Genomic DNA, 26,565 nt, shown 5'->3' with positions numbered 1-26,565 from the left:
TGGGTTTTAAAAGAAATAGAGGAGGTTTTAGGTTCCTTTTTAGCCGTGAAGCTTCTTCCAAAGGACATCCTTAAGTTCCATAAGGCCTTGTTCGCTGACTCCGGAGAAAAACAAAAGAGGAACTGTCTCTGGGAATTCTTTTCGGATTTCTGTTTTCAATTCCTCATCGAGCAAGTCGGCTTTGGAGATGGAAACGACAAAGTCTTTTTCTAGCAATTCCGGATTGTACTTAGAGAGTTCATTTTTGAGAACTTGGTATTCTTCAAAATGATCGGGAGAATCGGCTGGAATTAAAAAGAGCAAAATGGAATTTCTTTCAATGTGTCTTAAAAATCGGTGGCCTAGTCCTTTTCCTTCGGCAGCCCCTTCAATAATTCCAGGAATGTCTGCCATTACAAAAGATTTGTAATTTCTATACTCTACGATTCCTAAGTTAGGGGTTAGGGTGGTAAAGGCATAATTGGCAATCTTTGGTTTTGCAGCAGACACGGCCGCAAGCAAAGTTGATTTTCCTGCATTCGGGAATCCCACAAGACCTACGTCTGCTAGGACTTTTAATTCAAAAATAACATGGCCTTCTTCGCCCGGTAGACCAGGCTGCGCATAGCGTGGAGTTTGATTGGTGGACGATTTGAAGTGCTCGTTACCAAGTCCTCCTTTTCCTCCTTTCATAAGGATGATTTCCTGTCCGTTCTCCATGATTTCTCCGAGAACTTCTCCTTCTTCATTCTTAGCTACGGTTCCTAGTGGTACCTCGATGTAAATGTCATCTCCGTCTGCACCAGTTAATTGGCTTTTGGCTCCATTGACGCCTCGCTGCGCCTTAATATGTCGCGTATAACGTAGGGGCAAAAGGGTCCACTCTTGGGAATTGCCGCGCATGATGACATGCCCGCCACGTCCTCCATCACCGCCGTCTGGACCTCCTTTGGGAATGTATTTTTCCCTTCTAAGGTGTGCGGATCCAGCACCCCCGTGACCACTTTTACAGTGAATTTTTACGTAATCTACAAAATTTGACATATAGGTCTTTTAGCTTGAGGAAAAGAAAGGTTTTTAGTAAAAAACCGAACTTTTTTAGTCCTGCTGTGTTTTAATTTTTCTTACTTCCTGGTAAAGCGCCTCTGCAATTTGTGGAATTTCTCCCACACCATTGATCTCCACGTACTTTCCTTGTTTTTTATAAAGCTCCGCTACTTCCGCGGTCTTTGCGTAATATTCTTTGATGCGATTGCGAACGATTTCTTCATTGCTATCGTCCGTTCTTCCGCTGGTTTTCCCTCTGTTGATAAGACGCTCCACTAGGATTTCATCTTCTACAATAAGCGAAAGGCATAGATCAATCTTTGCATTTAATTCGGTTTTAACAATCTCTTCCAGGGCAAGGGTTTGTTCTGCCGTTCTTGGGAATCCATCAAAAATAAAGCCAGCCGCATCGGTGGGTTTTTGTACCTCGCTTATGAGCATATCAATGGTCACTTGGTCTGGAACCAGCTCTCCTTTGTCCATGTAGGACTTGGCTAAAGTTCCAAGTGGAGTGCTGTTTTTAATGTTGAATCGAAATAAATCCCCTGTAGAGATCTGCTTGAGATTAAAGGTTTCGATTAAATTTTGTGCTTGTGTGCCTTTTCCACTTCCTGGAGGGCCAAAAAGTACGATGTTGATCATATCTTATAGTAGTTGTATGGCGGATTAGTGATTGATTCGTCCTTCTGCAAGTTGATACAAATCGGGTAGGTTACGACCGAGTTCATCGTAATCCAGTCCGTATCCTAAAACGAATTTGTTTGGGATTTCTTTTGCCACATAGTCGATTTTAAAATCCTTTTTAAAGACATCCGGTTTTAAAAGCAAAGTGGCCACCTTTAAGGATTTAGGTCTTTGGGTGTTTTTGAAGTATTCAAAAAGACTCTCAATCGTTCCGCCTGTATCCACGATGTCTTCCATAAGGATAATGTGACGGCCTTCGACTTCTTTCGTGAGATCCATCTTTTTGTATACGATTCCCGTGGATTGGGTTCCGGAATAAGAACTTACTTGCAGGAATGCAATTTCACAAGGGCCTGGATAGTGCTTCAAAAAATCGGCGAAAAACATAATTACCCCGTTTAATACCCCGATAAACACAGGGGTTTCGTCTTTGTACTCCTCATAAACTTCAAGGGCGAGGGCTTTAATGAGTTCTTGAATTTCGTCGTTCTTTAAATAAGGGACGAATTCTTTGTCGTGAATCTGGACTCTGTTCATAGTGAATTTCAAAATGCAAATTTACGAATTTTTAAGGAAGTGGCCCTAAAGGAATCAAATCTGCATTTTAGTAGCCTCGGGGCTCGTCTGTCGCTCTTTTTATGGGACCGCTCAATTTTTCAAAAATTAGGTTTGGGCTCTAAACTTAGCCAAGAAAGGGAGAATATGGATCTTCCAGGAGCGCATTTGAAAAAGCAGGCCAATTTGAGGGTAAAATCTTAACTCAATTGTTTGTACAGCTTTTATATTAGAAGTAAATTTGTCCGAATCTAATAAAAAGTAATAGTTTATGTCTACTTATGTGGTTGTAGGTCTTCAATATGGAGACGAAGGAAAAGGGAAAATCACTGACGTGCTTTCCGCTAAATCGGATTATGTTGTGCGCTACCAAGGCGGTGATAACGCAGGTCATACGGTGTATGTAGGAGAGGAAAAATTTGTACTCCATTTGCTGCCTTCTGGTGTTTTGCAATGCAGAGGGAAATGTATTATTGCCAACGGCGTGGTAGTGAACCCGAAATCGTTCCTAAGAGAAATCGAACAAATTGAAAGCAAGGGAATGCGTACGGACCATGTGTTCATCAGTAGAAGAGCGCATGTGATTATGCCTTATCACATTATGTTAGATACCTATAGAGAGGAAGAATTCGGAGGAACTGAAATTGGAACGACCAAAAAAGGAATCGGACCTTGCTACGAGGATAAAATTGCTCGTGTGGGTATTCGTATGGTCGATCTACTAAACCCGGAAGTGCTTAGAGAGAAAATTGAAAAAAACCTTCGAGTTAAAAATTCTCTTTTTGAAAAGTATTTTGAAAAGCCGACGATGGATATAGAAGAAATTTACCAAGAGTTTTTAGAACTTGGGAAAAAACTTCAAGACCGTATCGTGGATACCGAAGTGGAACTCAACGATGCGATCAAAGCAGGGAAAAACGTGCTTTTCGAAGGCGCTCAGGCTTTAATGTTAGACATTGATTTTGGTACCTATCCGTATGTGACCTCTTCTTCCCCTTCCACTGGTGGAGTCTGCTCTGGAGCTGGAGTACCTCCCACGGCACTTGAAAATTTAATTGGAGTTTCCAAGGCGTACACGACTCGAGTAGGAAACGGACCTTTCCCTTCTGAGCTGCACGATGAGCTAGGAGAGAAGATGAGAAAAGTCGGAAATGAATTTGGGGCGACTACGGGAAGACCAAGAAGAACCGGATGGTTGGACCTCGTTTCCTTGAAGCATGCTTGCATGATCAATGGGATCAACAATTTGGTGATTACCAAACTGGATGTATTGTCCGGAATTAAGCCACTTAAAATCGTGACACATTACAAAACGGAGGATGGGAAAATCATTGATTATTTCACATCTTCTACCACGAAATTAGATCTGTACGAACCGATTTACGAAGAGCTTGAAGGATGGGACGAGGACATCTCCCATGCGAGAACCTACGAGGAACTGCCTTTGAATGCGAAAAAATACATAGAATACATCGAATCGTATTTAGGAATTAATGTGTACTTGGTGTCTGTAGGACCTGAAAGAAGCCAGAACATTATTAGAAAAGAACTTTTCTAATTTTCTATACTAAATACCCTCTCTAACCGGCCTTTTCCTTGGAAAGGCCCTGTTTGTTTTGTACGTACTTGGGAGAATTTCGTGTGAAATTTATCTTCAGATTGAAATTTTATACTGATTTTGGATTTATTGTGCGCTTGTTTCATTAATTTGGCAAGCTTGTTGAATATATTTTTACGAATTAGTCTATGGGGTGTAAAATATTACTTTTTACATAACGGGGATTAAAAGTATAAACCTTAAATCCAAACACAATGAAAAAATTTACCCAATTCAAAATGAGCCATTCACTAGACGAAGTGCTCTTTGAAAACCGAAACAAGGAGTACGGAGCTTACCTCCTAAGGCAGCAAGCGGACTCGGTTTTAGCCAAATCCCTATTTGTAGGGGTTAGTCTTTTTGCCGTGGCTACTTTGCTTCCCATTCTCTTATCGACTAGTTTAGGGAATGATCGCCCTGCGCAAATCCCAGCTGAGGATCCGGTTTGGATTTTAAGGGAACCGCTTAGTCCAAAGCCGGCTGAGGCGCAAAAAACTTTGCCTGTGCAAAGTACAAAGCCCTTAGAGACGCCCAAGCAAATCGTTCCAAGTGTTCCCATTCCTACAAGAACACCCGAGGTGAGTAAGGAGGCTACGCCGGTAACTCCTTCTCCCGTTATTACGGGAGCTGATACGGGTCCAAGCATTCCTTCTTCAGCCGTGGGCGTTGGGACAAACGCGGGACCTACGCAAGGACCAGGGAAAGTGGAGTCAACTCCCACGGCTCCCACGCAAGAGATCGATCCGAATGCCATATACGGTTCCGTGGACATTGCGGCGGATTTCAAATCGGGAATTGAATCGTTTCGTTCTCAAGTACTGCAGCGTTTTGACAGTTCAGGATTTACAAACGAAGCGGACGTGTTAAAAACGACTGTAAGTTTTGTCGTGGAAAAGGACGGAACTCTTTCCTCCATTAAAGCTAGCGGTCCAAGCGCTGAATTTAACAAAGAAGCCGAAAGAACCGTGACCTCGATCAAAGGGAAATGGAAACCTGCGAAAGTCGACGGAAATTGGGTTCGTAGTTCGTTCCGATTTCCAATTTCAATGCGTATCGAATAAAGAGAAGCCCAAAGCAGAGAGAAAAAGGAATTATCCACGTCCAATTTTGGATTGTGGATAATTTTTTTAGAGTTTAATTCGCTTGTTGTTAGGGTGTTGACTTGTTTCACGTGGGGACGAATTAGGCGCACGATAAAAAAATTGTATTTTTGAAGAATAAATTAAATCAGATGGCAAAAATCATTGGGGTAGCCAATCAAAAAGGGGGCGTGGGAAAGACCACGACGGCGGTAAATTTAGCAGCCGCACTAGGGGTGCTAGAAAAACGCATTCTATTAATAGATGCAGATCCTCAGGCCAATGCCACCTCTGGACTCGGGGTAGAGCAGGTGCAGTATTCCACCTACAATTTACTTGAACATAGTGTCGAGGTGGATCTGTGCATTCAAAAAACGAGTTCTCCTAATGTGGATATTATCCCTTCTCATATAGACCTAGTGGCAGCGGAAATTGAGCTTGTGGACAAAGTCAATAGAGAATACATGCTTAAAAACGCGCTGGAGAGCGTAAGAGATAGGTACGATTATGTAATCATTGATTGTGCGCCTAGTTTAGGACTGATCACTGTCAATGCATTAACCGCAGCCGATTCCGTGATTATTCCGATTCAATGCGAATACTTTGCCCTAGAGGGTCTTGGAAAGCTTCTTAATACCATTAAGAATGTACAAAAGATTCACAACGGAGAATTGGACATTGAAGGTCTTCTACTTACTATGTTTGATTCGCGTCTTCGCCTTTCCAACCAAGTGGTTGAGGAGGTGAATTCTCATTTCCCAGAAATGGTTTTTGACACGATTATTTCTAGAAACGTGCGCCTGAGTGAAGCGCCAAGTTTCGGAGAAAGCATCCTCATGTACGATGCAGAGAGCAAGGGAGCGATCCAATACATCCAATTGGCTGAGGAAGTGATTTTGAAAAATGAAACCAGTAGTCCATCCTTAAAAAAACAAAAAGTTGAAAGATAAAAAACGTGCCATGGGCAGAGGGCTTGGGGCCATCCTAAGTTCAGAGTCTAAAGTTTCCATTAATTCTGCTACTGACAAAGGAGCAGAAGTTCTTTTGGGTCAAATTGTTGAGGTTCCTATTGAAGATATTTATCCCAATGCCTCGCAGCCTAGAACTTATTTTGATGAAAAAGCATTAGAAGATTTAGCGCAGTCTATTCAAGCGCTGGGTGTCATTCAACCCATCACGGTCAGAAAGGACGGTGAGCGCTTCGAAATTATATCGGGAGAAAGAAGATACCGAGCTTCCAAAAAAGCAAAGTTAAAATCGATTCCCGCCTACATTCGACTGGTTAACGACCAAGAGCTTTTAGAAATGGCGCTGGTTGAAAACATTCAAAGAGAGGATTTAGATTCGATTGAAATTGCCCTTACCTACCAAAGGCTATTGGATGAGATTGGCATGACCCAAGAAAATTTAAGCCAAAGAGTTGGAAAGGAAAGAAGTACCATTACCAATTCCATTCGACTTTTAAGACTGACCCCGGCGGTGCAAAACGCAATTCGAGGCGGTGAGATTTCGGCAGGACACGGAAGAGCGATATTAAGTATTGAGTCACCCGAGCTGCAGAGAGAACTTTTTGAAACCATCGTAAAAGAAGGGTTAAACGTAAGACAAAGTGAAGTCCTAGCAAGCAGCCTTAAATCTCCTTCTTCCAAGGTACAGAAATCCGTCAAGGTGCTTTCTAACGAACTCAAAAAAGCGCAAAAGCGACTTAGTGATGTTTTGGATGTGAAAGTAGAGATTAAAACCGTGGGCAATGGAAAGAAAGGGAAGATTGTTTTAGACTTCAAGGACCAAGAAGAGCTCGATACCATTCTGGCTCACTTTAAATAATGAAGAGTGTAGTTCTACTTTTAGCGATTTGCTTAGGGGCCAGCTTTTCTGCGCAGGTGCAAAGGCAGGATACCCTTTTGATCTCTAAGGACACCGCTGAAATTCGAGAACAAAAATCTCAGGACGCTGTTTTAGAGGAAATACAACAGGCCAATGAGGCGCCACGTCCTACGTTTAATCCGACCAAAGCGGGTCTTTATTCAGCTGTGCTCCCCGGTCTAGGGCAGTATTACAACCGAAAATATTGGAAGATCCCTATTGTTTGGGCAGGGATCGGAACAGGAATAGGAGTCTCCATTTACAACGACAATATGTACAAGCGCTACCGCGATGCGTACGTAGCGGAGTTAAATGGACTTCCTCATGAATTTTCAGACATTGAAGGCATTACAAAAGAGGCTTTAGGAAGAACCCAAGACCGTATGAAAAGGCAGAGAGATTATTCCATGGCGATTACGGGACTCGTGTATATTTTGAATATAATGGACGCCGTCGTAGACGCGCACCTTTACGACCAAAGACATGATCCGGATCTCGCAATCAAACCCACTGTGATTTACGATCCTTTTGGGCTTAACAATGCAAAAGCGGGACTTAGTTTTAATTATAATTTTTAGATAAGATGAAAATAGCACTTGTAGGCTATGGCAAAATGGGAAAGATCATTGATGAAATTGCAACGGCAAGAGGTCATGAGATTTGTGCGAGGCTAACGCAGACCCCAACGAAAGAAACGCTAAATGCTGCAGAGGTTGTTATTGAGTTTTCTCAGCCCGAAGTGGCCTTTGAGAATATCAAAACCGCCTTAGAACTGGGCATTCCGGTGGTGAGTGGAACCACGGGTTGGCTTGAGCAGAAGCCTAAAGCAGAACAAATCGCCTTAGAACATAACAGTGCTTTTCTTTATGGCTCTAATTTTAGCCTAGGTGTAAATTTATTTTTTGCTCTAAATGAGAAATTGGCTCAACTCATGAAAGGGGTCGATTCCTACACGGTGCAGCTAGAAGAAATTCACCACACCCAAAAGAAAGACGCGCCAAGTGGAACTGCTATTTCTTTAGCAGAGGGCATCGTTCAAAATCATCCTATGTACGAGAGTTGGAAATTAGAACAGACCCGTGGATCCGAAATTGGTATTTTCGCTTTAAGAGAAGACGAGGTGCCCGGAACCCACAGTGTTCGCTACCAAAGTGAACAGGACGAAATTGAAATCAAACACACCGCTTACAGTCGTTCAGGCTTTGCCTTAGGGGCCGTAGTGGCCGCAGAGTGGATTCAAAATAAGAAAGGAGTTTTTTCCATGAAAGACGTACTCTCGCTTTAAAGTGTAACAAATACCAAAAGGATTTAACTAATTCGAAAAGCCCAAGGGCATACAAAAGACTATGGACTATTTTCTGATCTACGCGTTATACGTACTTATTCTTTCTCTTCTTATGGGAGTTTCCTCATGGAAACTTTTCCAAAAATTGGGATACAAACCCATTTTTGCGTTTGTCCCTTTTTACAATTATTATCTGATTTTAAAAGAGTCTAAACATTCTACATGGTGGTGCGTACTTTCGTATTTGCCTATTGTAGGTCCCATAATGATGACTGTGTTTCATCTCTATTTAGTGGGCCTTTTTGGAAAACGAAGTATCGGACAACGAATTTTATGTGTCGTACTTCCTTTTCTGTATTTAGCCCTTGTCAATTATTCAAAAGAGACGCAAAGGGAAAAACCTGAGTTTCTTCTTCCAGGCGAAGAGCCAAGCCATCAGAAGAAAGAAACGTTTTTAGGATCTGTGACCTTTGCTGTGGTGTTTGCCACGATAATTCACGTGTTTATTACGCAGCCGTTTGGGATTCCAACCGGTTCCATGGAGCGTACGATGCTCGTGGGAGACTTTTTATTTGTCAACAAACTGAATTACGGATTCCGTATGCCGATGCGACCTGTAGCCATTCCATTCTTGCAAGGAACCATCATGGATAGGGGAGAGAAAGGCAATCCGATCGATGATCCTAAATCGTACGTAGAGGCTATTGATCTACCTTACCTTCGTTTACCGGGTTGGGAAAAGCCAAAGAAAAACGACATTGTCGTTTTCAATTATCCGGACGACTCTGTGCACGTTGCAATTGATCGGAAGGACCCTTATGTGAAACGTCTAGTAGCAGGTCCTGGGGACACGATGGAATTTCGTGCAGGCCGCTTATATATCAATGGGAAACCAGAAGTTCGAATGGGGGATGCGCAGGTGCAACATGCGTACACCCTTTATACGAGCTCTCAGCTTAACATTCCAGCGCTTTACGACCAATACGGATTCTTGCCTGTGGTTGAGCAGCAATTGCAGGGAGGCTTTTATTATCGCTTCCAAGGACTAACCGAATCTCTTGCAAAGGAACTTAAGCAAATGCCACAAGTGGTGAAAATGGACGAAATCGTGGAACCTAAAGGACAGCACGAAATTAGTTATTATCCGGATATGCCACGATCGATGGAGGCGGGTGAACTGGTGCCTAGTTCAAAAGTGAATTATTCAAACACGATATTCCCTTTTAATAAGCTTTGGAATGTAGATTGGTACGGTCCACTCAAAATTCCTTACAAAGGTGAAGTTTTGACTTTGACTTCAGAAAACATTGTGGAGTACCGAAAGCTTATCGTGAAACACGAGGGCAATACCTTAGAAGAAAAAGACGGGAAATTTATAATTAACGGAAAACCTGAGACAACCTACACGGTGAAATACGATTACTACATGATGATCGGTGACAATCGGGATGCCTCTTTAGATGCTCGTTTTTTCGGGTATGTACCTGAGACCCATATTGTGGGAAAACCGATGTTTACTTGGCTTAGTGTCGAGGGACTGTTTGCAGATCAGAGCTCTTCTTACCAGGCCAACGGGAAGAAGATTCGTTGGGATCGAATGTTTAAAGCAAGCAACACAGGAGAACTGCATAAAACCTCCTATGCATGGGTAGCCGCCGTACTTCTAATCCTTTTCTTCGGTTGGGATTATTTCGTAAAACTCTTTCGAAAGAAAAAAGAAGACTAACCCCTAGGTTCTTAATAAACCAAGTGAGAAAAGAGCCGTAAAGGGTAATTTTCTCACTTTTTTACGTATAGATAGATGATGAATAGCCACTCCATAATGCCCGTTTTTTATTTGCCTCCAATTTCTTGGTTTCATTCTTTTTTGAAACCGGAATCTTTGGTCGTTCTAGAAGCCTTTGAGAATTTTCCGAAACAGACCTTCCGAAATCGCGCACATATCTACGGTGCCAACGGAAAACTACCCCTAATTATTCCAATTCGCCATACGGGTGCGCGGGTTTATCGCGATATTGAAATCTCGTACGCAGAAGACTGGCAGGCCCTGCACTGGAAGTCGATTAAAACAGCCTACCAAAGTTCTGCATATTTTGAGTTTTACGAAGACCGCTTGCATACTTTGTATGAAAAGAAAGAGCCCAGCCTCCTGCAGTTTAATTTAAGAGCCCTAAAACTGATTCTAGAACTTTTAAAAGAAGAGAAACCGCTTGAACTTACGGAGCACTATGAGAAAAGCATCGAAGGAAAGGATTTGCGTTCTGAGTTTAGTGCAAAAAAGCCTTCGCCTTTTGGAAATAGACCCTATTATCAGACCTTTAGTGATAAATTAGGGTATTTAAATGATCTCTCGGTACTAGATTTGCTTTGTAATCTCGGACCTGAGAGTTCCCTTTATATTAAAACGACTAATGAATAGTAAAATAATAGAATGAAAAGAATAATTATAGCAGCTAGTTTTCTAGCAGGACTTAGTTTTATCTCTGCACAGTCTGATTCCCTTCAGGCTGCCCAGCAGGCCAAAGAACTAAAAACGTGGTACCATATGGACTTTGCAACCTCCCAAGTTTACGGAGTCAATTCCCAAAATGCTTACAGGTATTTAGAATCAAAAGGACTTAAACCCACCTCCGTCGTGGTAGGAGTTCTCGATAGCGGGGTTGAGGTCGATCATCCGGGCCTTATAAAGAACCTTTGGACCAATTCAGGAGAAATCGCTGGAAATGGGATCGACGACGATAAGAATGGATACATCGACGATGTGCACGGATGGAATTTCCTCGGAAATAAAGCCGGAGACGTCGATGTCGACAACATGGAGGTGACCCGTATGGTTAAAAAGTACAAACCTATTTTTGAAGGAGAAAACTCCAGTGAAAACAAGGCGAACCAAGCCAAAATGCCTGAGGAATTTGCTGCCTATTTGAAGAGCAAAACAATCTTTAACGAAAAAGCAATCACTGCGCAGCAGGGCTATGCGAATTACGCTCGGATTCAAGCGTTAATTCCTTCCGCGATTAAGCTTTTGGACGGGAAGAAATTAACGCCTGAGGTTCTAGCTGCAATCGTTCCTTCGTCTCAAGAAGAAGGGATGGCAAAACAACTGCTTCTTGGAGCTTCACAAGATCCCCTGTTAGCAGGTAAATCAGGAGAGGAAGTCGAGAGCGTTCTTTCCGCGCAAATTAAAGAAGCTGTAGATTATTACGGTCCTCAAGCCAAGCAGCAATACAATCTTGATTTTGACCCAAGAAAAGAGCTTGTGGGAGATGATTATGAGAATTACGAGGAGCGCGTGTATGGAAACAACCATTACGAAGGACCGGATGCCGAGCACGGTACGCACGTTGCCGGAATTATTGCAGGACTTCCCCAAGGACAGGAGACTCAGTATGGAGTCGCTTACAAAGTCGCTAAAATCATGAGCGTTAGAACGGTTCCAAATGGAGACGAAAGAGATAAGGATGTAGCGAATGCCATTCGCTACGCAGTGGACAACGGCGCTAAGGTTCTTAATATGAGTTTTGGAAAACCAGTCTCACCGGGCAAAGAACATGTTTGGGAAGCTTTCCAATACGCGAAAGACAAGGGCGTTCTCTTAGTTAAAGCCGCAGGAAATGAAAACGAAGACATTCAGGTGTATACGTACTATCCAACGAATTTTAAAAACGCAACCGATTCTACGGCTTTTGTAGACAATATGATTGTGGTAGGAGCAAGTACCAATTCAAGCGATGCGCTTAGAGCTAGTTTCTCTAACTACAACGCCAAAATGGTGGACGTGTTTGCACCAGGAGAGCAGATCTACTCAACCGTTCCCGACGGGAAATACGAATATTTGCAAGGAACCTCGATGGCCTCGCCCGTGGTAGCCGGTGCCGCTGCGGTTTTACTCGCTTACATGCCTGAGTTAACCCCTGCACAAGTAATAGAATCACTTGTGAAAACGGTTAATGTTTCCAACGGAAATGCGATGCTTCCAAATGGCGAAACAAATAAATTTGATAGCATTTCTAGAGCCGGTGGGGTGATTGATGTCGCCAAAGCGGCGGAGTATGCTTTCACGAAATTTTACAAAGGAAATTCAGCAGATTCAAAGAATTTACGCAGAAAAGCGGGCGTTCAAAAAAGCCCAACAATGAAGAAGCATCCCATGAAAAGTAAATCTTAGAGATTCTTTTTTTAAGACCCTACCAGCGATTTTCCCTCTAAGGAAAGTCGCTTTTTTCTTTTGAAATTTTTTCAAGTGGAAATTTTGAAACATTTTAATTGGGGATTGTATGCGTCTTGGCACAGTTTTGAATGTATCTTTACCAAGTAATACAAACATTATGAAAAACCTTATTATAGCAGGAATTGTAGGCGCAGCCCTTAGTGTCTCTTGTTCTACAGCGAAAGTGGCACAAGACAATCGCAAAGAATTTTTACAATTAAAAGGAGACTGGCAAATTACCAGTGTAAACTATGACAAATCGCTTCAAGTACGTCCGTTTGACGACGGTGCGGATGCGCAGTGCTTTGTAGGGAGTACCTGGCATTTAGTACCTAATAATTATTCGGGTACCTATAGCCTAAACGGAGGTGAAAATTGTCCAACCTTCACACAACCGATTAAGTTCGAAGTGGTGGGCGGATCTACTTTCCAGTTCAAAAAAATTAACGAAGGTGAAAAAGCAAAAACAGTAACCAAAGGCTACCAATTAAGTTTAGTGGACCAAGGAGAAAATGCTTTCACACTTGAGCAAAATGTACCTTTTGAAGGCAACTTAGTAAAAGTTGTATACCAATTTCAGAAAGTATCAAACTAAAAAACACAAATAAATTAAACTATCTTAGATTATGAAAGTACTAAATAAAACCAGTGTAGGAGCGTTATTGTTTTCTACAGCGCTAATGCTAAGCAGCTGTGAGGCTGTTAAGAATTCCAATAACCAACAAAGAGGCACGGCCATCGGAGCGGCGGCAGGTGCAGTTCTTGGAGGTGTCCTAGGGAACAACATCGGAAAAGGAGGTAGAGCTCCTCAAGGTGCAGTTCTAGGCGGTGTTCTAGGCGGCGTGGTCGGAAACGTGATCGGAAACAAAATGGACAAGCAAGCCAAAGAAATTGAACAAACTTTGCCTGGCGCTGAAGTAGAGCGTGTAGGAGACGGTATTCGTGTGTCGATGCCAGAAAGTATTGTTAATTTTGGATTTGACTCTTCCAATTTAACTTCTGCTGCAAAAATGAACCTTGACAAATTATCCCAAGTTCTTAAGAACAATCCGGATACGAACATTAATGTCTATGGTCATACCGATAGCAAAGGAACGGATGATTACAATCAGAAACTTTCTGAGCGTAGAGCGAACTCTGTGAAGTCTTACCTAGTTTCAACTGGAGTTGCCTCGAGTCGTCTATTCCCAATGGGAATGGGAGAGCAAGAGCCTATTGCAACGAACGATACCGATGCAGGTAGAGCGCAGAACCGTCGTGTAGAATTTGCAATTACGGCAAACGAAGACATGATTTTAGATGCGAAGAAAGAAGCAGGACAATAGTCCAAAAGGATATTGAATATACATGCGACCGCCTCTTTAGGCGGTCGTTTTGTGATTTTAGGGGCGGAGAAAAAACATTAAGGTAAAAATTCCTATTTTTGCCTTGATTTCTGCTAACCATGACGAACATTTTCAGGCTCCTACGAGTGGAGCAGTGGGTGAAGAACCTTTTTGTGTTTTTGCCTCTTTTCTTTTCCGGAAATATTTTTGATTTAAGGCTGGTGCTTTATAGCGTGTTTGCCTTTGTTCTTTTTTCCCTTGCCGCAAGTAGTGTCTATATTGTAAACGATTATTCTGATATTGAATCGGATCGCAGACATCCGGTGAAAAGGCATCGCCCGCTTGCCAGCGGTGCGATTTCTAAATCAAAAGCCAGAGGGTTTTTAATTGCATTAATCGTCCTTATTTTCCTGCTGTTAGTGAGCGCCTATTTCTTTTTAGGACCTGAATTCCATTTGTGGGAAGTGGTGGGAGTGATCGCTTTTTATTGGGTGATGAATTTAGCTTATACCTTTACCCTGAAGCATGTGGCCATTGTCGATGTCTGTCTCGTATCTCTAGGTTTTGTTCTACGAATTCTAGTGGGAGGGTATGCTACAGGAATCCCAATTTCACAATGGGCCATTCTATTGACCTTTATTTTAGCGCTGGTTCTCGCTTTTGGGAAGCGCAGAGGCGAATTAATCAATGCTCAAATTTCAGGAACTACAAGGCGTTCCTTAGATGGATATAACGTACAATTTGCAGACATTGCGCTCTCCATTTCTGTAACACTAGCCATTGTAAGTTACCTTATGTTTACCGTAACCCCTGAAGTGCAGCACAAATTTGGATCGCGCGTGTTTTATACGGTGATTTTTGTGGTGTTTGCTCTTTTGCGTTATTTGCAACAAACCTTAGTTTACAACAAAACAGAATCTCCTACACGGGTGATATACAAGGATCGATTCATTCAACTTACCGTTCTGCTATGGATTATTTCCTTCATGTTACTAATCTATTATAAGCTCTAACCGGATTTTATTGGCCCTTAATTGCATTTGATGAAAAAACTTTACTGCTTTGATTTTGATGGAACCCTTACGAAGAAGGACACCCTTTTTCTTTTTCTTAAGTCTTACAATTCCTCTCGTTACTTTTGGGCTTATCTAAAGCATTTGCCTTTGTTTTTCTTATTGAAAATCAAACTTTTAGAAGCTCAGCCAGTGAAAAGAAGTTTTGTGAACGCCGTCTTAAAAGGGGAGAAGAAACAGAAGCTCGAGCAGGCTGCAAATGCATTTTTTGAAGAGGTATATCCGAGTTTAATCCGAGATGCGGCCCTTGAATTTATCGAGTCTATTCCGAAGGAGTCAGTGGATTCTGTTTTAGTGACTGCGAGTTTGGATTTATGGGCTCAGCCCTTTGCAAAGCATTGGAATATGGAACTGCTTTCCACGGAAATGTTGTATGAAAACGGAGTCTACTTAGGAGAGTTTAAAACGAAAAACTGCAACGGAAAAGAGAAAGTAAACCGGCTCGAAAATTTCTTAGAGAATCGAAAATACGATAAGGTGATTGCGTTTGGAGATTCTTCGGGTGATCAAGCAATGTTTCGGTTTGCATCTGAGAGTCATTTCAAATTTTTTCATTAATTTGCAGGAGTTAAAAACGCCTAATACTCTACTACTTAGGTAGGGTTTAGAAAGTAGATACACGAACTAGAAACATCAGAAATAGGCAATGAAAACGAAAGTTTACTTAGACAATGCTGCGACCACGCCGCTTGATGAACGAGTCATTGAAACCATGGTTAGTGCCATGAGAGAACAATACGGAAACCCTTCTTCAACTCACAGTGTAGGGCAGGAAGCCAAATCATTAATTGAAGGAGTTCGTCGTAAGGTGGCGCAGTACCTTAAAGTACTTCCAGGTGAAATTATTTTCACTTCTTGCGGGACCGAATCCAATAATTTAATTATTCAATCCTGTGTGGCACATTTGGGTGTCACCCGAATCATTTCTTCGCCGATGGAGCACAAATGTGTTGCAGAAGCCATTCGTGATGCGAAAACTCGTCATGGAGTAGAGGTTGTCTATTTAAGACCAGACTCGAACGGAGAGATTAGTCCTGAGTTGGTAGAAAATGCTTTAAAAGGTTCTGATGAAAAGACTCTTGTTTCTCTTATGCATGCCAATAATGAAATTGGTAATTTGCTTGATCTAGAAGCGGTAGGGGAACTTTGCAAAAAATACAATGCCTATTTTCATTCGGATACAGTTCAAACGATAGGGCACTTAGATTTAGATTTTTCGAAAATTAATATCGATTTTGCCTCTTGCAGTGCACATAAGTTTCACGGACCGAAAGGAGCTGGATTTGCTTACGTGAAAAGATCTTCACGTTTGCGTCCGATGATCCTTGGAGGAACCCAAGAGAGGGAACTGCGCGCAGGAACTGAAAATGTCACAGGAATTGTGGGTTTAGGAAAAGCCCTAGATCTTTGTATTGAGAACTTAGAGAATTACTCGAGTCATATGACCGAGATTAAGAGTTACGCCGTAGAAAAGCTTAAAAAGGCTATCCCTGGCGTGAAATTCAATGGGTATTCGGCCGATCCAGACAAGAGCCTTTATACAGTGCTCAGTTTACTCTTGCCATTCAAAAATCCTTTGATTGGTCTAGAGTTAGATATGAAAGGAATTGCGGTCTCTCAAGGAAGCGCATGTTCTTCAGGAGCTTCTAAACCCTCCATGGTTATGATGATGCTGCTCAACGATGAGGAATTAGAGTCCACCACGCCCCTTAGAGTGTCCTTTAGTCACCTAACTACCCAGGACGAGATTGATTATTTTGTAGAGGCTCTACAGGGTATTTTTGAGCATTCGAAAATAGAAAAAACGAATGTTGAACATAGATGATTCTATAGGGACTATATCAATAGATTTAGTATTTTTGTAGAACTAATTAAGAAATAAATAGAAGTTATGGCATTAGAAATTACAGACAGTTCATTTAAAGAAGCTGTATTAGACTCCGATAAACCTGTATTGGTTGATTTTTGGGCGGTATGGTGCGGTCCATGTAGAGTACTAGGACCCATCATCGAAGAAGTAGCTGCAGAATTCGAAGGAAAAGCTGTGGTTGGAAAGGTAGATGTAGACAATAATCAGCAGGTTTCTGTGGATTATGGGATCCGTAACATACCTACCGTACTCATCTTCAAAAATGGAGAAGTCGTAGACAAAATAGTAGGAGTAGCTCCAAAAGAGCTAATTGCAGAAAAGCTTTCTGCTCACTTATAGAAATTAACCTCCTTGAAAATGAATGCCTTCCAAAATGGGAGGCATTTTTTTCAGAAATAGTTTGTAAAGTACGGTAAAAGTTGTATTTTTGCACTCACCAAAAAGAAAGAAGTTCTTTGTTTTTTTTGATCCGGTAGTTCAGCTGGTTAGAATGCCGCCCTGTCACGGCGGAGGTCGCGGGTTCGAATCCCGTCCGGATCGCATAAAGTTTATCAATTACTTTTCAAAAAATTGATCCGGTAGTTCAGCTGGTTAGAATGCCGCCCTGTCACGGCGGAGGTCGCGGGTTCGAATCCCGTCCGGATCGCAACTACAAAGTCATCGTAGTACAAAAAGCTTTAAAACGTATGTTTTAAAGCTTTTTTTGTTTTATATGAAATGTACAAGATCTCTAATTTAATTTTCTAATTAAAAAAGCCAATATTAATTCTGGGGAGAAGCTGGATCAAGAACAAAATCTGGGGAGAAGCTGCTAGTTATTTGCGAATTAAAATTACCGGTAAAATTCAGAGATCAGCACAAACCGTACAGTAAATCCTTTAAAATGGAATTCTGCGATGCAAAAGGTCATTGGTATATTTCTGAAGAATTAGGATCATAGTATGGTCTTGGATTTCCCAAAAGACAGATTGAAATTATTCGCCAATTTTACCGTACTTTTCCAATTGCGAATACACTGTATACGCAAATGTGTTTGTTGTATTATAGTATGTTTCTCGACGAAACAAGAAAAAGAAGTTGATGAAATATTAAATTTGAGTCTGGCAAAATAATTAGATTTTGCCAATATTCAGATACTGTGATATACGCAAGGTCTTATACACTAGAATGGATTAACAATTTGACAATTAGTTTAGGCAGCAGAATAAACTATCTTATAAGATTCAATATATTATCGCTAACCTAATCCTGAAACGAGACTTTATCCATGAAACACAAATGGCTATTAGCTAGTGGAAAAGAAACGTATTTATCAATTACCGATATTGGTCAATCTCGATTTTAATTTTGCCCTTGATTGGTCAATTTTGGAATGCTTCGTTTGTTAAAATTATTAAAACGTCTCATCTTTATTTATAGATGAAATTCACAAATACAAAAATTGGTCAAAAGAATTAAAACTGATTTACGATTACCACAGTGACTTGAAAGTTGTATTTACCGGATCCTCTATTTTAGACATCAAAAAAGGTGCAGCAGATTTAAGCAGAAGAGCTGTAATGTATCACATGCAAGGGCTTTCTTTTAGAGAATACTTACAGATGCACCAAGGCATTGTCACAGATTGATATACATTAGAAGACGTTTTAAAGCATAAAGTTGAACTCCCAGACCTATTGCATCCACTCCTAAGAAAAGGGTACTATCCCTTTGCAATTGAGGGCGACTTTGAGCTTTTGCTCCGGCAGATTATCAACCAAACGCTGGAATCTGATATTCCTATGTACGCGGAAATGAATGTTGCCACAGGGAGGAAATTGAAACAATTGCTTGCAATTATAGCAAGAGTGTTCCCTTTAAACCTAATTTTAGCAGTATTGCACTAGCTCTCGGAGCAAGCAGAAACAACATTGCGGATTATTGCATGTACATAGAGGAGGCTGCAATGATCAGTCAATTACGCAAAAGCACAGGTGGAATTAAGGGATTGGGAAAAGTAGACAAAATCTATTTGGATAATACAAACTTAATTTACAGCTTAGCCGAAGAAAACGAAAACATCGGCAAAATTAGGGAAACCTTCTTTTTGAATCAAATGAGAGTTAAACACAGTGTCACATCCTCAGATATGGGAGTTTTTCGATTAATGATCTTATTTTTGAAATTGGGAGACCTAACAAAAAACAAAAGCAAATTAAGGGTATTGAGAATGGCTACATAGTCAAGGATGACATAGAGTATGGGTACAGAAATACGATTCCACTTTGGCAATTTGGAATGCTTTATTAACAGACTGCTGTAACAAAACGCAATCGTGAAAAAGACAACGTTACATCCTATTGCAGCAACCCTTGGATCATTCCTAGAACCAAAATTGAAATTTCGCACCCACGCAGTGCAAAACAATCATAAAATTGCACTGTGATAGTGCAATTTTATGTTTTTCAAAATGGGATGTGAAAAAGTACATTAGAAACTTGCCAATTTAAAATTGCTGATTCCAATTTTAGCACCGTTATTTAATTGGGTTCCAGTGCTTAAGTAAAAGTATTTTTTTTCGGAGTCGCGGAGGAACATTTCTGTGTCTAGAACCTTCACTTTGTCTAGAAAAATAACCATGTTTTTGCCTTTCACTTCAATGGAAACATGCATGGTGCCCACTGCATATTCCGCCAAGGGAAAGTCGGTCGAATTGTAAATTTTCGTATCGCTACTCGCGCTTATAATTTCTTTGTTCCAATAATGCACGGAAGTAGAAGTAATAGCATTGTCATTATAAGCATCACTCAAGTAAGAGCTAATGGCATTGTCGTGAGCGAAACCAAATTTGAGTTCTTGCAAATCTTTAGCCTCTGTGTTACTATGCGTAGCAATGTCAAATTCTAGGGTGAAATTATCAGGAAGTGGGGTATTGCTTTTTAACTTGTAACTAGTGAATTCTTTTAATACCAACCAGTTTCCATTGTGATCAGGCAAACTAGAGACAGTACCACTACCACTCGTTTTCCAATTCTGTGCCATCCGGCCCGAGGCATCCTTCGAAAAATCATCTTCAAAAATTAAAGTAGGTGCGGTTTTAAAATTGAAATTTTTCTCTGCATTTGCGAAAATTCCGGATGTGCTGTTCTCCGCTTTGTGGGTTGAGGAACTCACCTGTTGATTCGATTTGTTTTTTCCCTCGAGGACCTTGTCCACCGACTTGTTTACTGTGTTTTCTACTTTAGAAGTGACCGCGTTCTTAATGCGATTGAAAATTTGTGCGTTGGCCTCTTGAGCAGTGAAGAGGAAAACGACAGTACTTAGGGCAGGAAGGAACTTTTTCATAAGAGATTTTGTAGGGTTTAAATGTCAGAATAGGGATGAAATTCGTATTTTTTAAGAACAAGTATTGTTCCAAAATCTTGACGCAGAATACATTCGTTCTAAAACTTTATGAAAATAGGAACCTGAAGTTCTAAGCAGTTAGAAAAAGATCGGCTTATTTCCATTTGAACTCAAATTAATAGGACAGCTAGAGATTCTTTATTCTTTAATGCTGCGAACAAATCGCCTGGCCTTGTCTTTCCAATTGTCTTTTTCAAGGAGGATTTTAACAAGCGCAGTCCCAATGATTCCTCCTTGAGAAAATCGGGTTGCTTTTTGAAAATCCACTTGGGATTGGATTCCAAATCCAATCATCACAGGATTCTTCAAATCTAAACTCGCAAGGGTTTTCAAATAGGGTTCGCTAGTTACGTTTTTAGTGGAATTTCCTGTAGTGGAAGAACTAGAAACGGCATACAAAAAACCAGAACTAAGTGAATCCAAATATTGGATTCGCTCCACTGGTGTTTCAGGAGTGACGAGGAAGGAAAAATTCAAACCGTATTTCTCGATCAACTGACGGTAAGTCCTTTCGAATTCAATGGCAGGTAAATCTGGGATGATGAGTCCTGTAACGCCGGATTCTTCACATTGCTGGCAAAAGCGTTCAAAACCAAAACTTAAAACAGGGTTGATATAGCCCATTAATACGATGGGGATATGGATTTGCTCTTTCACAGATTTTAATTGATCTAAAAGAATTTGAATCGTCATTCCGTTTTTTAAGGCGAGTTCATGCGCTTTTTGAATAACCGGTCCGTCTGCGACGGGATCGGAATAGGGCATTCCAATTTCCACCCGATCAGCTCCCGAGTCTTGAAGAAGTTTTAGAATTGAGGTTGTATCTTGTAATTGCGGAATTCCTGCTGTAAAATAGAGATTCAGTTGTTTCGTTCCCGTAGTAATCTCGTGGCTGTTTAGGTCTTTATCGGTTGTCGTCATGGGTTTGTATTTGTGGTGGCAATTGATTCTAATAAGATTAAAGGTGTTTCAGATAGGTTTCCATGTCTTTGTCCCCGCGTCCAGAAAGACAAACTACGATGGTATCTGTTTTCTTAAATTTTATCTTTCCTAAAACCGCTAAGGCATGAGCGCTCTCAAGAGCAGGAATGATGCCTTCTAGTTTTGTTAGTTCAAAGGCTGCCTCTAGAGCCTCCTCATCGGTACATCCGTAAAACTGCGCGCGTTTTTCTTTGAAAAGATGGGCGTGAAAAGGTCCGATTCCTGGGTAATCGAGTCCTGCAGAAATAGAATAGGGCTCAATCACTTGCCCATCGCCCGTTTGCATTACGAGACTTTTGCTGCCATGCAAAACGCCTAAAGTTCCTAAAGCAGTCGTCGCTGCGGATTGGCCTGAGTCGGCGCCTAGGCCCGCCGCTTCCACGGCAATTAAGTTTACCTCTTTTTCGTCGACAAAATGATAAAAGGTTCCCGCTGCATTACTCCCTCCTCCCACGCAAGCAATCAGATAATCGGGAGTTTCACGTCCTGTTTTTTGCTTAAGTTGGGACTTTATTTCTTTGGAGATGACGCTTTGAAAGCGCGCCACGAGATCGGGGAAGGGATGAGGTCCTACGACACTTCCGATAATGTAGTGCGTGGTGGTTGGGTGGTTTATCCAATCCCGAAGCGCTTCGTTGACGGCATCTTTTAAGGTTTTTGAACCGGAAGTGGCTGGCGACACAGTTGCGCCGAGCATTTTCATACGAGCGACATTGGGGGCCTGCCTCTGCATATCCACTTCTCCCATGTACACGATGCATTCTAATCCTAGTAATGCGCAAGCTGTGGCCGTGGCCACGCCGTGTTGGCCAGCGCCGGTTTCTGCAATAATCCTTTTTTTACCAAGCTTTTTTGCAAGCAAAGCTTGCCCAAGTGCATTGTTGATTTTATGCGCCCCGGTGTGGTTTAAATCCTCTCGCTTAAGGTAGATTTGAGTCTGGTATTTGTCACTTAAATTTCGAGCATAATAAAGGGGAGTAGCTCTGCCTACATAGTCCTTTAGTAATTCTTGGTATTCGTCTTGGAATTCTTTAGACTCCATGATTTCTAAATATCGGTTCTTTAGTTCCTCTACGTTCGGATAAAGCATCTCAGGAATGAAGGCGCCTCCAAATTCACCGTAGTAACCTTCGGGGTCTGGGTTTTTATAAGTTTTCATAAAATTTTTTAATTTTATCAAGGTCTTTGAACCCTGGTTTTGTTTCAAATTTTGAATTGATGTCAAGTGCAAAGGGCATAGAATCTAATATCCCTAACTCCCTTTGGTTCTCTGGCGAAATTCCTCCGCTTAAAAAGTAGGGTTTTGTAAGGGTTAGTTTGTTTAGAATCTGCCAATCGAATCTTTTTCCTGTGCCTCCAAAATGTTTGGAATCCGTATCAAATAGAAAGTGGTCCACGAGTGGCGAAAGCTCATTTAATTGGGTTTGCAAAAAGGGTTCTTCCTCGGAGATTCGAATGGCCTTTACGATTTGAGTGCCCGGGGATAGACCTTCTCTGAGCTCCTGTATATAAGCTTTGTTTTCATCTCCGTGGAGCTGAACGAAATGAAGCCTGGCCTCCATAGCAACCTGAGTGATTCTCTCGACAGTTTCATTTACAAACACACCCACTTTTGCAGCATGATTTACTTCTGCAATCTCCTGCAATGTTAGAAGGTTTAAAACGTAACGAGGCGACGGCTCATAGAAGATAAAGCCAAGGAAATCGACTTTCATTTCTTCTAATTCGTGAATTTGAGAGATTTGTGTAAGACCACAGACTTTTAGTTTCATATCAAATCGGATTTACAAATTCTTGAAAGGCAAGACCTGGACTCGAATGTTTCATAAAGTATTCTCCCATCAAAAAGCCGTCAAATCCTTTCTGCTTTAAAAACAGATAATCCTCGCGGCTGCTTATACCACTTTCCGCAATGGACAAAATGCCTTTGGGGATGCTGTCTTTAAGCCTTATAGAATGCTCAAGGTCTACTTTGAAATCGTTTAAGTTGCGGTTGTTGATACCTATAAGGTCGATGTCTTTGTTCAGGTGATTCAGTTCTTGCTCAGTATGGATTTCAAGAAGGACTTCTAATCCCAGTTCATGCGATAGGGCTGTGAATTCATCCACTTGACTTGGGGAAAGGCACGATGCAATTAAAAGAATTAGATCCGCACCAAGAGCTTTAGTCTCAAAAATCTGATAGGGGTCTAGAATGAAATCTTTCCTTAGAATGGGGATTTGTATCTCAGGGCGTATAGATTGGATGTCCTCAAAACTTCCTCCAAAGAATTCTGTATCCGTTAGAACGGAAATAGCGCTTGCTCCACTTCTTTCATACTGAGGGGCAACTTCCAAGATCTTCGCATGCGAATTAATAAGTCCTTTGCTTGGCGATTTTCTTTTGAATTCTGCAACAATTCCAGATTTCGATTTGAGTGTTTTTTTAAGGGAGATTTTCTCGCGTGAGAAAAAGGGAGAATCCTTCAGCTGAGAGAGAGAAACTCTTTTTTTTGCCTCCGCAATTTCTGTTTTTTTTCGTTCGACAATTTGTTCAAGTAGGGTCATGGTACTCTGATTTAATTTAAAAGATTCTTGAAACTCTGAAGCGCTTTGCCTCCTTCTAAACTATCCTTTGCTAAGCTGAGACAGGTTTCATAATCCCCATATTTGTGCGTGTTTTTTAAGGCCATTGCAGCATTGGCAAGCACCACGGCATTTTGCTCATAACTGCCACTGCCTTCTAGAATGTTTTTGAAAAGTTCAGCGGCCTCTTTCTTGGTGTGGCCTCCAAAAAGGGTCTCGGGTTTTAGGGTTGTAAAAGAAAACTCCTCAGCGCTTAAAATAGACTCCCCAGATCTGTCAAACAGTTTGGTGTCGGAGGTGAGAGAAATCTCATCGTACCCATCGAGAGCATGAACCAAAAGAAAATTCAGCTTTTTTTTCTGCAATAGATATTGATAGAGCCTTGCAATTTCTAGACTGTATACGCCAATGAGGGTATGTTTTGGCTGCGCAGGATTGACCAGGGGACCTAACACATTGAAAAAGGTTCTTAGTCCAAGTCCTTTCCGTAAGGGAGCCACTTTTTTGAGTGTAGGATGAAAGAGTGGAGCATGAATAAAGCAAATGTTTGCTCTGTTTAAATCTGCGTTTAGCCCCTCAGAATCGCTTTTAAATTGGTAGCCCAGTTCTTCGAGAACATTGGAAGAACCCGAAACTGTAGAAACTCCGTAGTTCCCATGCTTGGCCACTTTTTGTCCCGTACCTGCCACGACAAAACTCGCAAGGGTAGAAATGTTGAACGTGTTTTTTCCATCACCGCCTGTTCCTACAATGTCGACCAAATCGTCGGATTCGAGCTCGATTGGTACAGAGAGTAGGAGCAGCGCTTCACGGAAACCTTCAAGTTCTTCAAGCGTGATCGATCGCATTAAAAAAATCGTAACAAAAGCCGTGACTTCGTTTTCATTGAACTTGTTGAGGGAGATTTCAAGGAGAATCGATTTTGCTTCCGCTTTGGAGAGCGTATTGTGATTGAGTAAGTATTGTAATATCTGTTTCATGGGTTGAGACTAAAAGTTAGGGTAAAGGATAAGCCTAGTTCGTAAGGAAATTCTCTAGAATCTTCCTTCCGTCAGGGGTTAATATGCTCTCAGGATGGTATTGAACGGCATGCAGATCGTACGTTTTGTGTTTTAAGCTCATTGGGATTCCGCTGCTGTCCACACTTGTGATTTCAAGTTCTTCCGGGAGATTCTTGGGATCGACAGCCCAAGAATGGTAGCGTCCTACGGAAATCGATTTGGGAAGTCCGCTAAGTAGCCGATGCTCTTTGATCTGAATAACTTCCGTAGAAACGCCATGAAATATCTCAGTGAGATTAACTAAGTGACCGCCGAAGGCCTCAGCAATTGCCTGCTGCCCTAAACATACTCCGAGAATGGATTTTGAAGGAGCATAGGTTTTTATCACATCAATCAAATTCCCTGCTTCCTTCGGTACGCCCGGTCCAGGAGAAAGAATGATTTTATCGTATTTCTCAAGGTCTTCTAAGGGAATTTGGTCGTTTCTAAAAACCTCCACTTTCTTACGCGAGATTTGTTCAAGCATTTGAACCAAATTATAGGTAAAACTGTCGTAATTGTCTATCACTACTATTCTCATGTCTTTTTCTTTTAAACTAGTTTTTCTGCCTTTGTAAGAGCCTTTTTCAAGGCTCCTAGTTTGCTATTTACTTCCTGTAGTTCATCCTGGGCGCTTGATTTCGCCACGATTCCTGCTCCTGCCTGATAAATAAGGGTGTTGTTCTGACTCAAAAAACTTCGAATCATAATGGCCTGATTGCAGCTGCCATCAAATCCGATGAACCCAATGCATCCACCATAGAAACTTCGGGCTGTTTTTTCGTAGCGATCAATCAGTTGCATGGCTCGGTATTTTGGAGCTCCACTTAGGGTGCCCTGTGGAAATGTGGTGGCCACCATTTCGTAGGGATTTTGATCTTTTGAGAGTTCTGCGGTGACTTCAGAAACCATGTGAATCACATGCGAAAAAAATTGGATTTCTTTCAGTTTTGTGACCGTGGTGTTTTTTCCAAGAATGCTTAAATCGTTTCGAGCTAAATCCACTAACATGGTGTGTTCTGCATTTTCTTTGGTGTCTTTTAGAAGTCGCTCTGCAGCTTCTAGATCCTCTTTCATTGTTCCTGTTCGTTTGAAGGTGCCAGCAATCGGGTGAATGGTTGCCTTGTGGTCCTTGATAATGAGTTGGCTCTCTGGACTCGAGCCCATGAGTTTATAATCCCCATAATCAAAGTAAAATAAATAAGGAGAGGGGTTTATGCTGCGCAAAGCGCGGTACACATTGAATTCATCTCCCTGAAATTTTTGTGTAAATCGTCTGCTTAATACCAATTGAAACACGTCGCCTTTGTAACAATGGTCTTTAGCCGTTTCCACTAAAGAGAGGTACTCCTTATCGGTTAGACTGGACTGCTCCTCACCGCTTTTCTCAAAAGGGAAAACCGGTGCGTTTTTTTGCTGGATTAAATTTTCGAGTAAGGACAATTCTGACTTTAATCCTTCCATTTTATTCTCAATTAAAAACATTTCGTCCGTGTGATGGTTAATTGCAATCACGTATTGGTACAAACGGTAGCGAAGAAGTGGAATGCTATTCTGAGCTTCTCTCGGTTTAAACGAAATCGATTCAAAGAAAGGGATGGCATCGTACGAGGTGTAGCCAAAGAAACCCTGTGCTGATTTGCCAATGTCTAGATTGGGCTCTTCGTACTGAAAGACTTTTGAAAAGGCTTGGAGAATATCGGTTAGAGGCTCAGACTCTATGGAAAGGACCTGAGGACTTTGAAGGGGGAGTTTTACATGGGCCTCTTGACTGTTTTTAATTTCAATTCCTGCAATGGCATTTACAGCGAGAAAGGAAAAATTATTTTCTGCATTTTGGTTTCCTGCACTTTCCAAAAGGACCGTGTCTCGAAATTGGTCGCGAAGACGTAGATAAATTCCAATGGGGGTGTAAAGATCGCCTAGTTGGGATTTTACATGGGTTTGAAGGTTTGTTTTCTGAGTGAATTTCATTGGGTTTTGGGGGATTAGGCATAAAAAAAAAGACTTTCACATTACGTCAAA

Annotated in this window: 27 protein-coding genes and 2 tRNA genes; 18 read left to right on the top strand and 11 right to left on the bottom strand. The window is 41.5% G+C overall.

Annotation, left to right across the window (positions count from 1 at the left end):
- Positions 1–39: 39 nt before the first annotated feature.
- From obgE to hpt, 3 genes are read right to left on the bottom strand one after another with little or no spacing between them, the layout of a single operon-like run.
- Complete coding sequence (gene obgE, locus AC3IRX_RS02730) at positions 40–1,023, bottom strand: GTPase ObgE (protein ID WP_489210948.1); 984 nt, start codon at positions 1,021–1,023, stop codon at positions 40–42.
- Positions 1,024–1,077: 54 nt separating this feature from the next.
- Entirely contained in the window at positions 1,078–1,668 is a 591-nt protein-coding gene (locus AC3IRX_RS02725; RefSeq protein WP_489210947.1) for an adenylate kinase, read from the bottom strand.
- Positions 1,669–1,692: 24 nt separating this feature from the next.
- A complete protein-coding gene (hpt, locus tag AC3IRX_RS02720) occupies positions 1,693–2,247 on the bottom strand; it encodes a hypoxanthine phosphoribosyltransferase (protein ID WP_459083766.1) in 555 nt (184 codons plus the stop codon).
- Between the two features lie 289 nt (positions 2,248–2,536).
- Between hpt and AC3IRX_RS02715 the strand changes: the two genes are divergently transcribed.
- The 18 genes from AC3IRX_RS02715 to AC3IRX_RS02630 all read left to right on the top strand — a co-directional run bounded on the left by AC3IRX_RS02715 (position 2,537) and on the right by AC3IRX_RS02630 (position 18,198).
- Complete coding sequence (locus tag AC3IRX_RS02715) at positions 2,537–3,823, top strand: adenylosuccinate synthase (protein ID WP_459112351.1); 1,287 nt, start codon at positions 2,537–2,539, stop codon at positions 3,821–3,823.
- Positions 3,824–4,077: 254 nt separating this feature from the next.
- The gene (locus tag AC3IRX_RS02710) at positions 4,078–4,923 is read left to right on the top strand and encodes an energy transducer TonB (RefSeq protein ID WP_489210946.1); all 846 of its coding nucleotides are present in this window, start codon (positions 4,078–4,080) and stop codon (positions 4,921–4,923) included.
- Between the two features lie 170 nt (positions 4,924–5,093).
- Positions 5,094–5,891, top strand: coding sequence for a ParA family protein (locus AC3IRX_RS02705; protein WP_459083769.1), 798 nt, complete (start codon positions 5,094–5,096; stop codon positions 5,889–5,891).
- On the top strand, positions 5,881–6,768 hold the full coding sequence (locus AC3IRX_RS02700) for a ParB/RepB/Spo0J family partition protein (RefSeq protein WP_489210945.1): 888 nt from the start codon (positions 5,881–5,883) through the stop codon (positions 6,766–6,768). The genes AC3IRX_RS02705 and AC3IRX_RS02700 overlap by 11 nt, the downstream gene beginning before the upstream one ends.
- Positions 6,768–7,385, top strand: a complete 618-nt coding sequence (locus tag AC3IRX_RS02695; protein WP_489210944.1) for a DUF5683 domain-containing protein — start codon at positions 6,768–6,770, stop codon at positions 7,383–7,385. The genes AC3IRX_RS02700 and AC3IRX_RS02695 overlap by 1 nt, the downstream gene beginning before the upstream one ends.
- 5 nt (positions 7,386–7,390) lie before the next feature.
- The gene (gene dapB / locus AC3IRX_RS02690) at positions 7,391–8,092 is read left to right on the top strand and encodes a 4-hydroxy-tetrahydrodipicolinate reductase (RefSeq protein ID WP_489210943.1); all 702 of its coding nucleotides are present in this window, start codon (positions 7,391–7,393) and stop codon (positions 8,090–8,092) included.
- A 61-nt stretch (positions 8,093–8,153) separates the two neighbouring features.
- Positions 8,154–9,818 (top strand): signal peptidase I, encoded by a 1,665-nt coding sequence (gene lepB, locus AC3IRX_RS02685; RefSeq protein WP_489210942.1) that lies wholly within the window; start codon positions 8,154–8,156, stop codon positions 9,816–9,818.
- Between the two features lie 75 nt (positions 9,819–9,893).
- Positions 9,894–10,511 (top strand): WbqC family protein, encoded by a 618-nt coding sequence (locus AC3IRX_RS02680; protein WP_489210941.1) that lies wholly within the window; start codon positions 9,894–9,896, stop codon positions 10,509–10,511.
- Between the two features lie 12 nt (positions 10,512–10,523).
- Positions 10,524–12,260 (top strand): S8 family serine peptidase, encoded by a 1,737-nt coding sequence (locus tag AC3IRX_RS02675; RefSeq protein ID WP_489210940.1) that lies wholly within the window; start codon positions 10,524–10,526, stop codon positions 12,258–12,260.
- Positions 12,261–12,420: 160 nt separating this feature from the next.
- The gene (locus AC3IRX_RS02670) at positions 12,421–12,897 is read left to right on the top strand and encodes a lipocalin family protein (protein ID WP_489210939.1); all 477 of its coding nucleotides are present in this window, start codon (positions 12,421–12,423) and stop codon (positions 12,895–12,897) included.
- Positions 12,898–12,928: 31 nt separating this feature from the next.
- Complete coding sequence (locus AC3IRX_RS02665) at positions 12,929–13,627, top strand: YiaD family glycine zipper/OmpA-like lipoprotein (RefSeq protein WP_489210938.1); 699 nt, start codon at positions 12,929–12,931, stop codon at positions 13,625–13,627.
- A 119-nt stretch (positions 13,628–13,746) separates the two neighbouring features.
- Positions 13,747–14,640 carry a decaprenyl-phosphate phosphoribosyltransferase gene (locus AC3IRX_RS02660; protein ID WP_489210937.1) on the top strand — a complete coding sequence of 298 codons (894 nt, stop codon included), beginning with the start codon at positions 13,747–13,749 and terminating at the stop codon, positions 14,638–14,640.
- A gap of 30 nt (positions 14,641–14,670) precedes the next feature.
- Positions 14,671–15,258, top strand: coding sequence for an HAD family hydrolase (locus AC3IRX_RS02655; RefSeq protein WP_489210936.1), 588 nt, complete (start codon positions 14,671–14,673; stop codon positions 15,256–15,258).
- 88 nt (positions 15,259–15,346) lie between these two features.
- Positions 15,347–16,525, top strand: coding sequence for a cysteine desulfurase family protein (locus tag AC3IRX_RS02650; protein ID WP_489210935.1), 1,179 nt, complete (start codon positions 15,347–15,349; stop codon positions 16,523–16,525).
- Between the two features lie 66 nt (positions 16,526–16,591).
- Positions 16,592–16,909: a thioredoxin gene (gene trxA, locus AC3IRX_RS02645; protein ID WP_459083781.1), complete on the top strand. Its 318-nt coding sequence runs from the start codon at positions 16,592–16,594 to the stop codon at positions 16,907–16,909.
- Positions 16,910–17,036: 127 nt separating this feature from the next.
- A tRNA-Asp gene (locus AC3IRX_RS02640) sits at positions 17,037–17,110 on the top strand.
- Between the two features lie 32 nt (positions 17,111–17,142).
- Positions 17,143–17,216: transfer RNA gene (locus tag AC3IRX_RS02635), tRNA-Asp, on the top strand.
- 769 nt (positions 17,217–17,985) lie between these two features.
- Complete coding sequence (locus AC3IRX_RS02630; protein ID WP_489211461.1) at positions 17,986–18,198, top strand: ATP-binding protein; 213 nt, start codon at positions 17,986–17,988, stop codon at positions 18,196–18,198.
- An 841-nt stretch (positions 18,199–19,039) separates the two neighbouring features.
- Here AC3IRX_RS02630 and AC3IRX_RS02625 read toward each other — a convergent pair.
- The 8 genes from AC3IRX_RS02625 to AC3IRX_RS02590 form a co-directional block, all read right to left on the bottom strand.
- Positions 19,040–19,894, bottom strand: a complete 855-nt coding sequence (locus AC3IRX_RS02625; protein ID WP_489210934.1) for a hypothetical protein — start codon at positions 19,892–19,894, stop codon at positions 19,040–19,042.
- A gap of 198 nt (positions 19,895–20,092) precedes the next feature.
- Positions 20,093–20,875, bottom strand: a complete 783-nt coding sequence (gene trpA / locus AC3IRX_RS02620) for a tryptophan synthase subunit alpha (RefSeq protein WP_489210933.1) — start codon at positions 20,873–20,875, stop codon at positions 20,093–20,095.
- 37 nt (positions 20,876–20,912) lie between these two features.
- Positions 20,913–22,094 carry a tryptophan synthase subunit beta gene (trpB, locus tag AC3IRX_RS02615; protein WP_489210932.1) on the bottom strand — a complete coding sequence of 394 codons (1,182 nt, stop codon included), beginning with the start codon at positions 22,092–22,094 and terminating at the stop codon, positions 20,913–20,915.
- Positions 22,081–22,707 carry a phosphoribosylanthranilate isomerase gene (locus AC3IRX_RS02610; RefSeq protein ID WP_489210931.1) on the bottom strand — a complete coding sequence of 209 codons (627 nt, stop codon included), beginning with the start codon at positions 22,705–22,707 and terminating at the stop codon, positions 22,081–22,083. Before AC3IRX_RS02610 ends, trpB begins: the two co-directional genes overlap by 14 nt.
- Before the next feature lies 1 nt (position 22,708).
- Positions 22,709–23,482, bottom strand: coding sequence for an indole-3-glycerol phosphate synthase TrpC (gene trpC, locus AC3IRX_RS02605; protein ID WP_489210930.1), 774 nt, complete (start codon positions 23,480–23,482; stop codon positions 22,709–22,711).
- An 11-nt stretch (positions 23,483–23,493) separates the two neighbouring features.
- Positions 23,494–24,480 (bottom strand): anthranilate phosphoribosyltransferase, encoded by a 987-nt coding sequence (trpD, locus tag AC3IRX_RS02600; RefSeq protein WP_489210929.1) that lies wholly within the window; start codon positions 24,478–24,480, stop codon positions 23,494–23,496.
- 34 nt (positions 24,481–24,514) lie between these two features.
- Positions 24,515–25,081 (bottom strand): anthranilate synthase component II, encoded by a 567-nt coding sequence (locus tag AC3IRX_RS02595; protein WP_489210928.1) that lies wholly within the window; start codon positions 25,079–25,081, stop codon positions 24,515–24,517.
- Between the two features lie 11 nt (positions 25,082–25,092).
- Positions 25,093–26,514 (bottom strand): anthranilate synthase component I family protein, encoded by a 1,422-nt coding sequence (locus tag AC3IRX_RS02590; RefSeq protein ID WP_489210927.1) that lies wholly within the window; start codon positions 26,512–26,514, stop codon positions 25,093–25,095.
- Positions 26,515–26,565 lie beyond the last annotated feature (51 nt).

This window comes from Epilithonimonas sp. KH_059 (assembly GCF_057838485.1).
The sequence above is the reverse complement of the archived record's forward strand: the minus strand, read 5'-3'. Positions and strand labels throughout refer to the sequence as shown.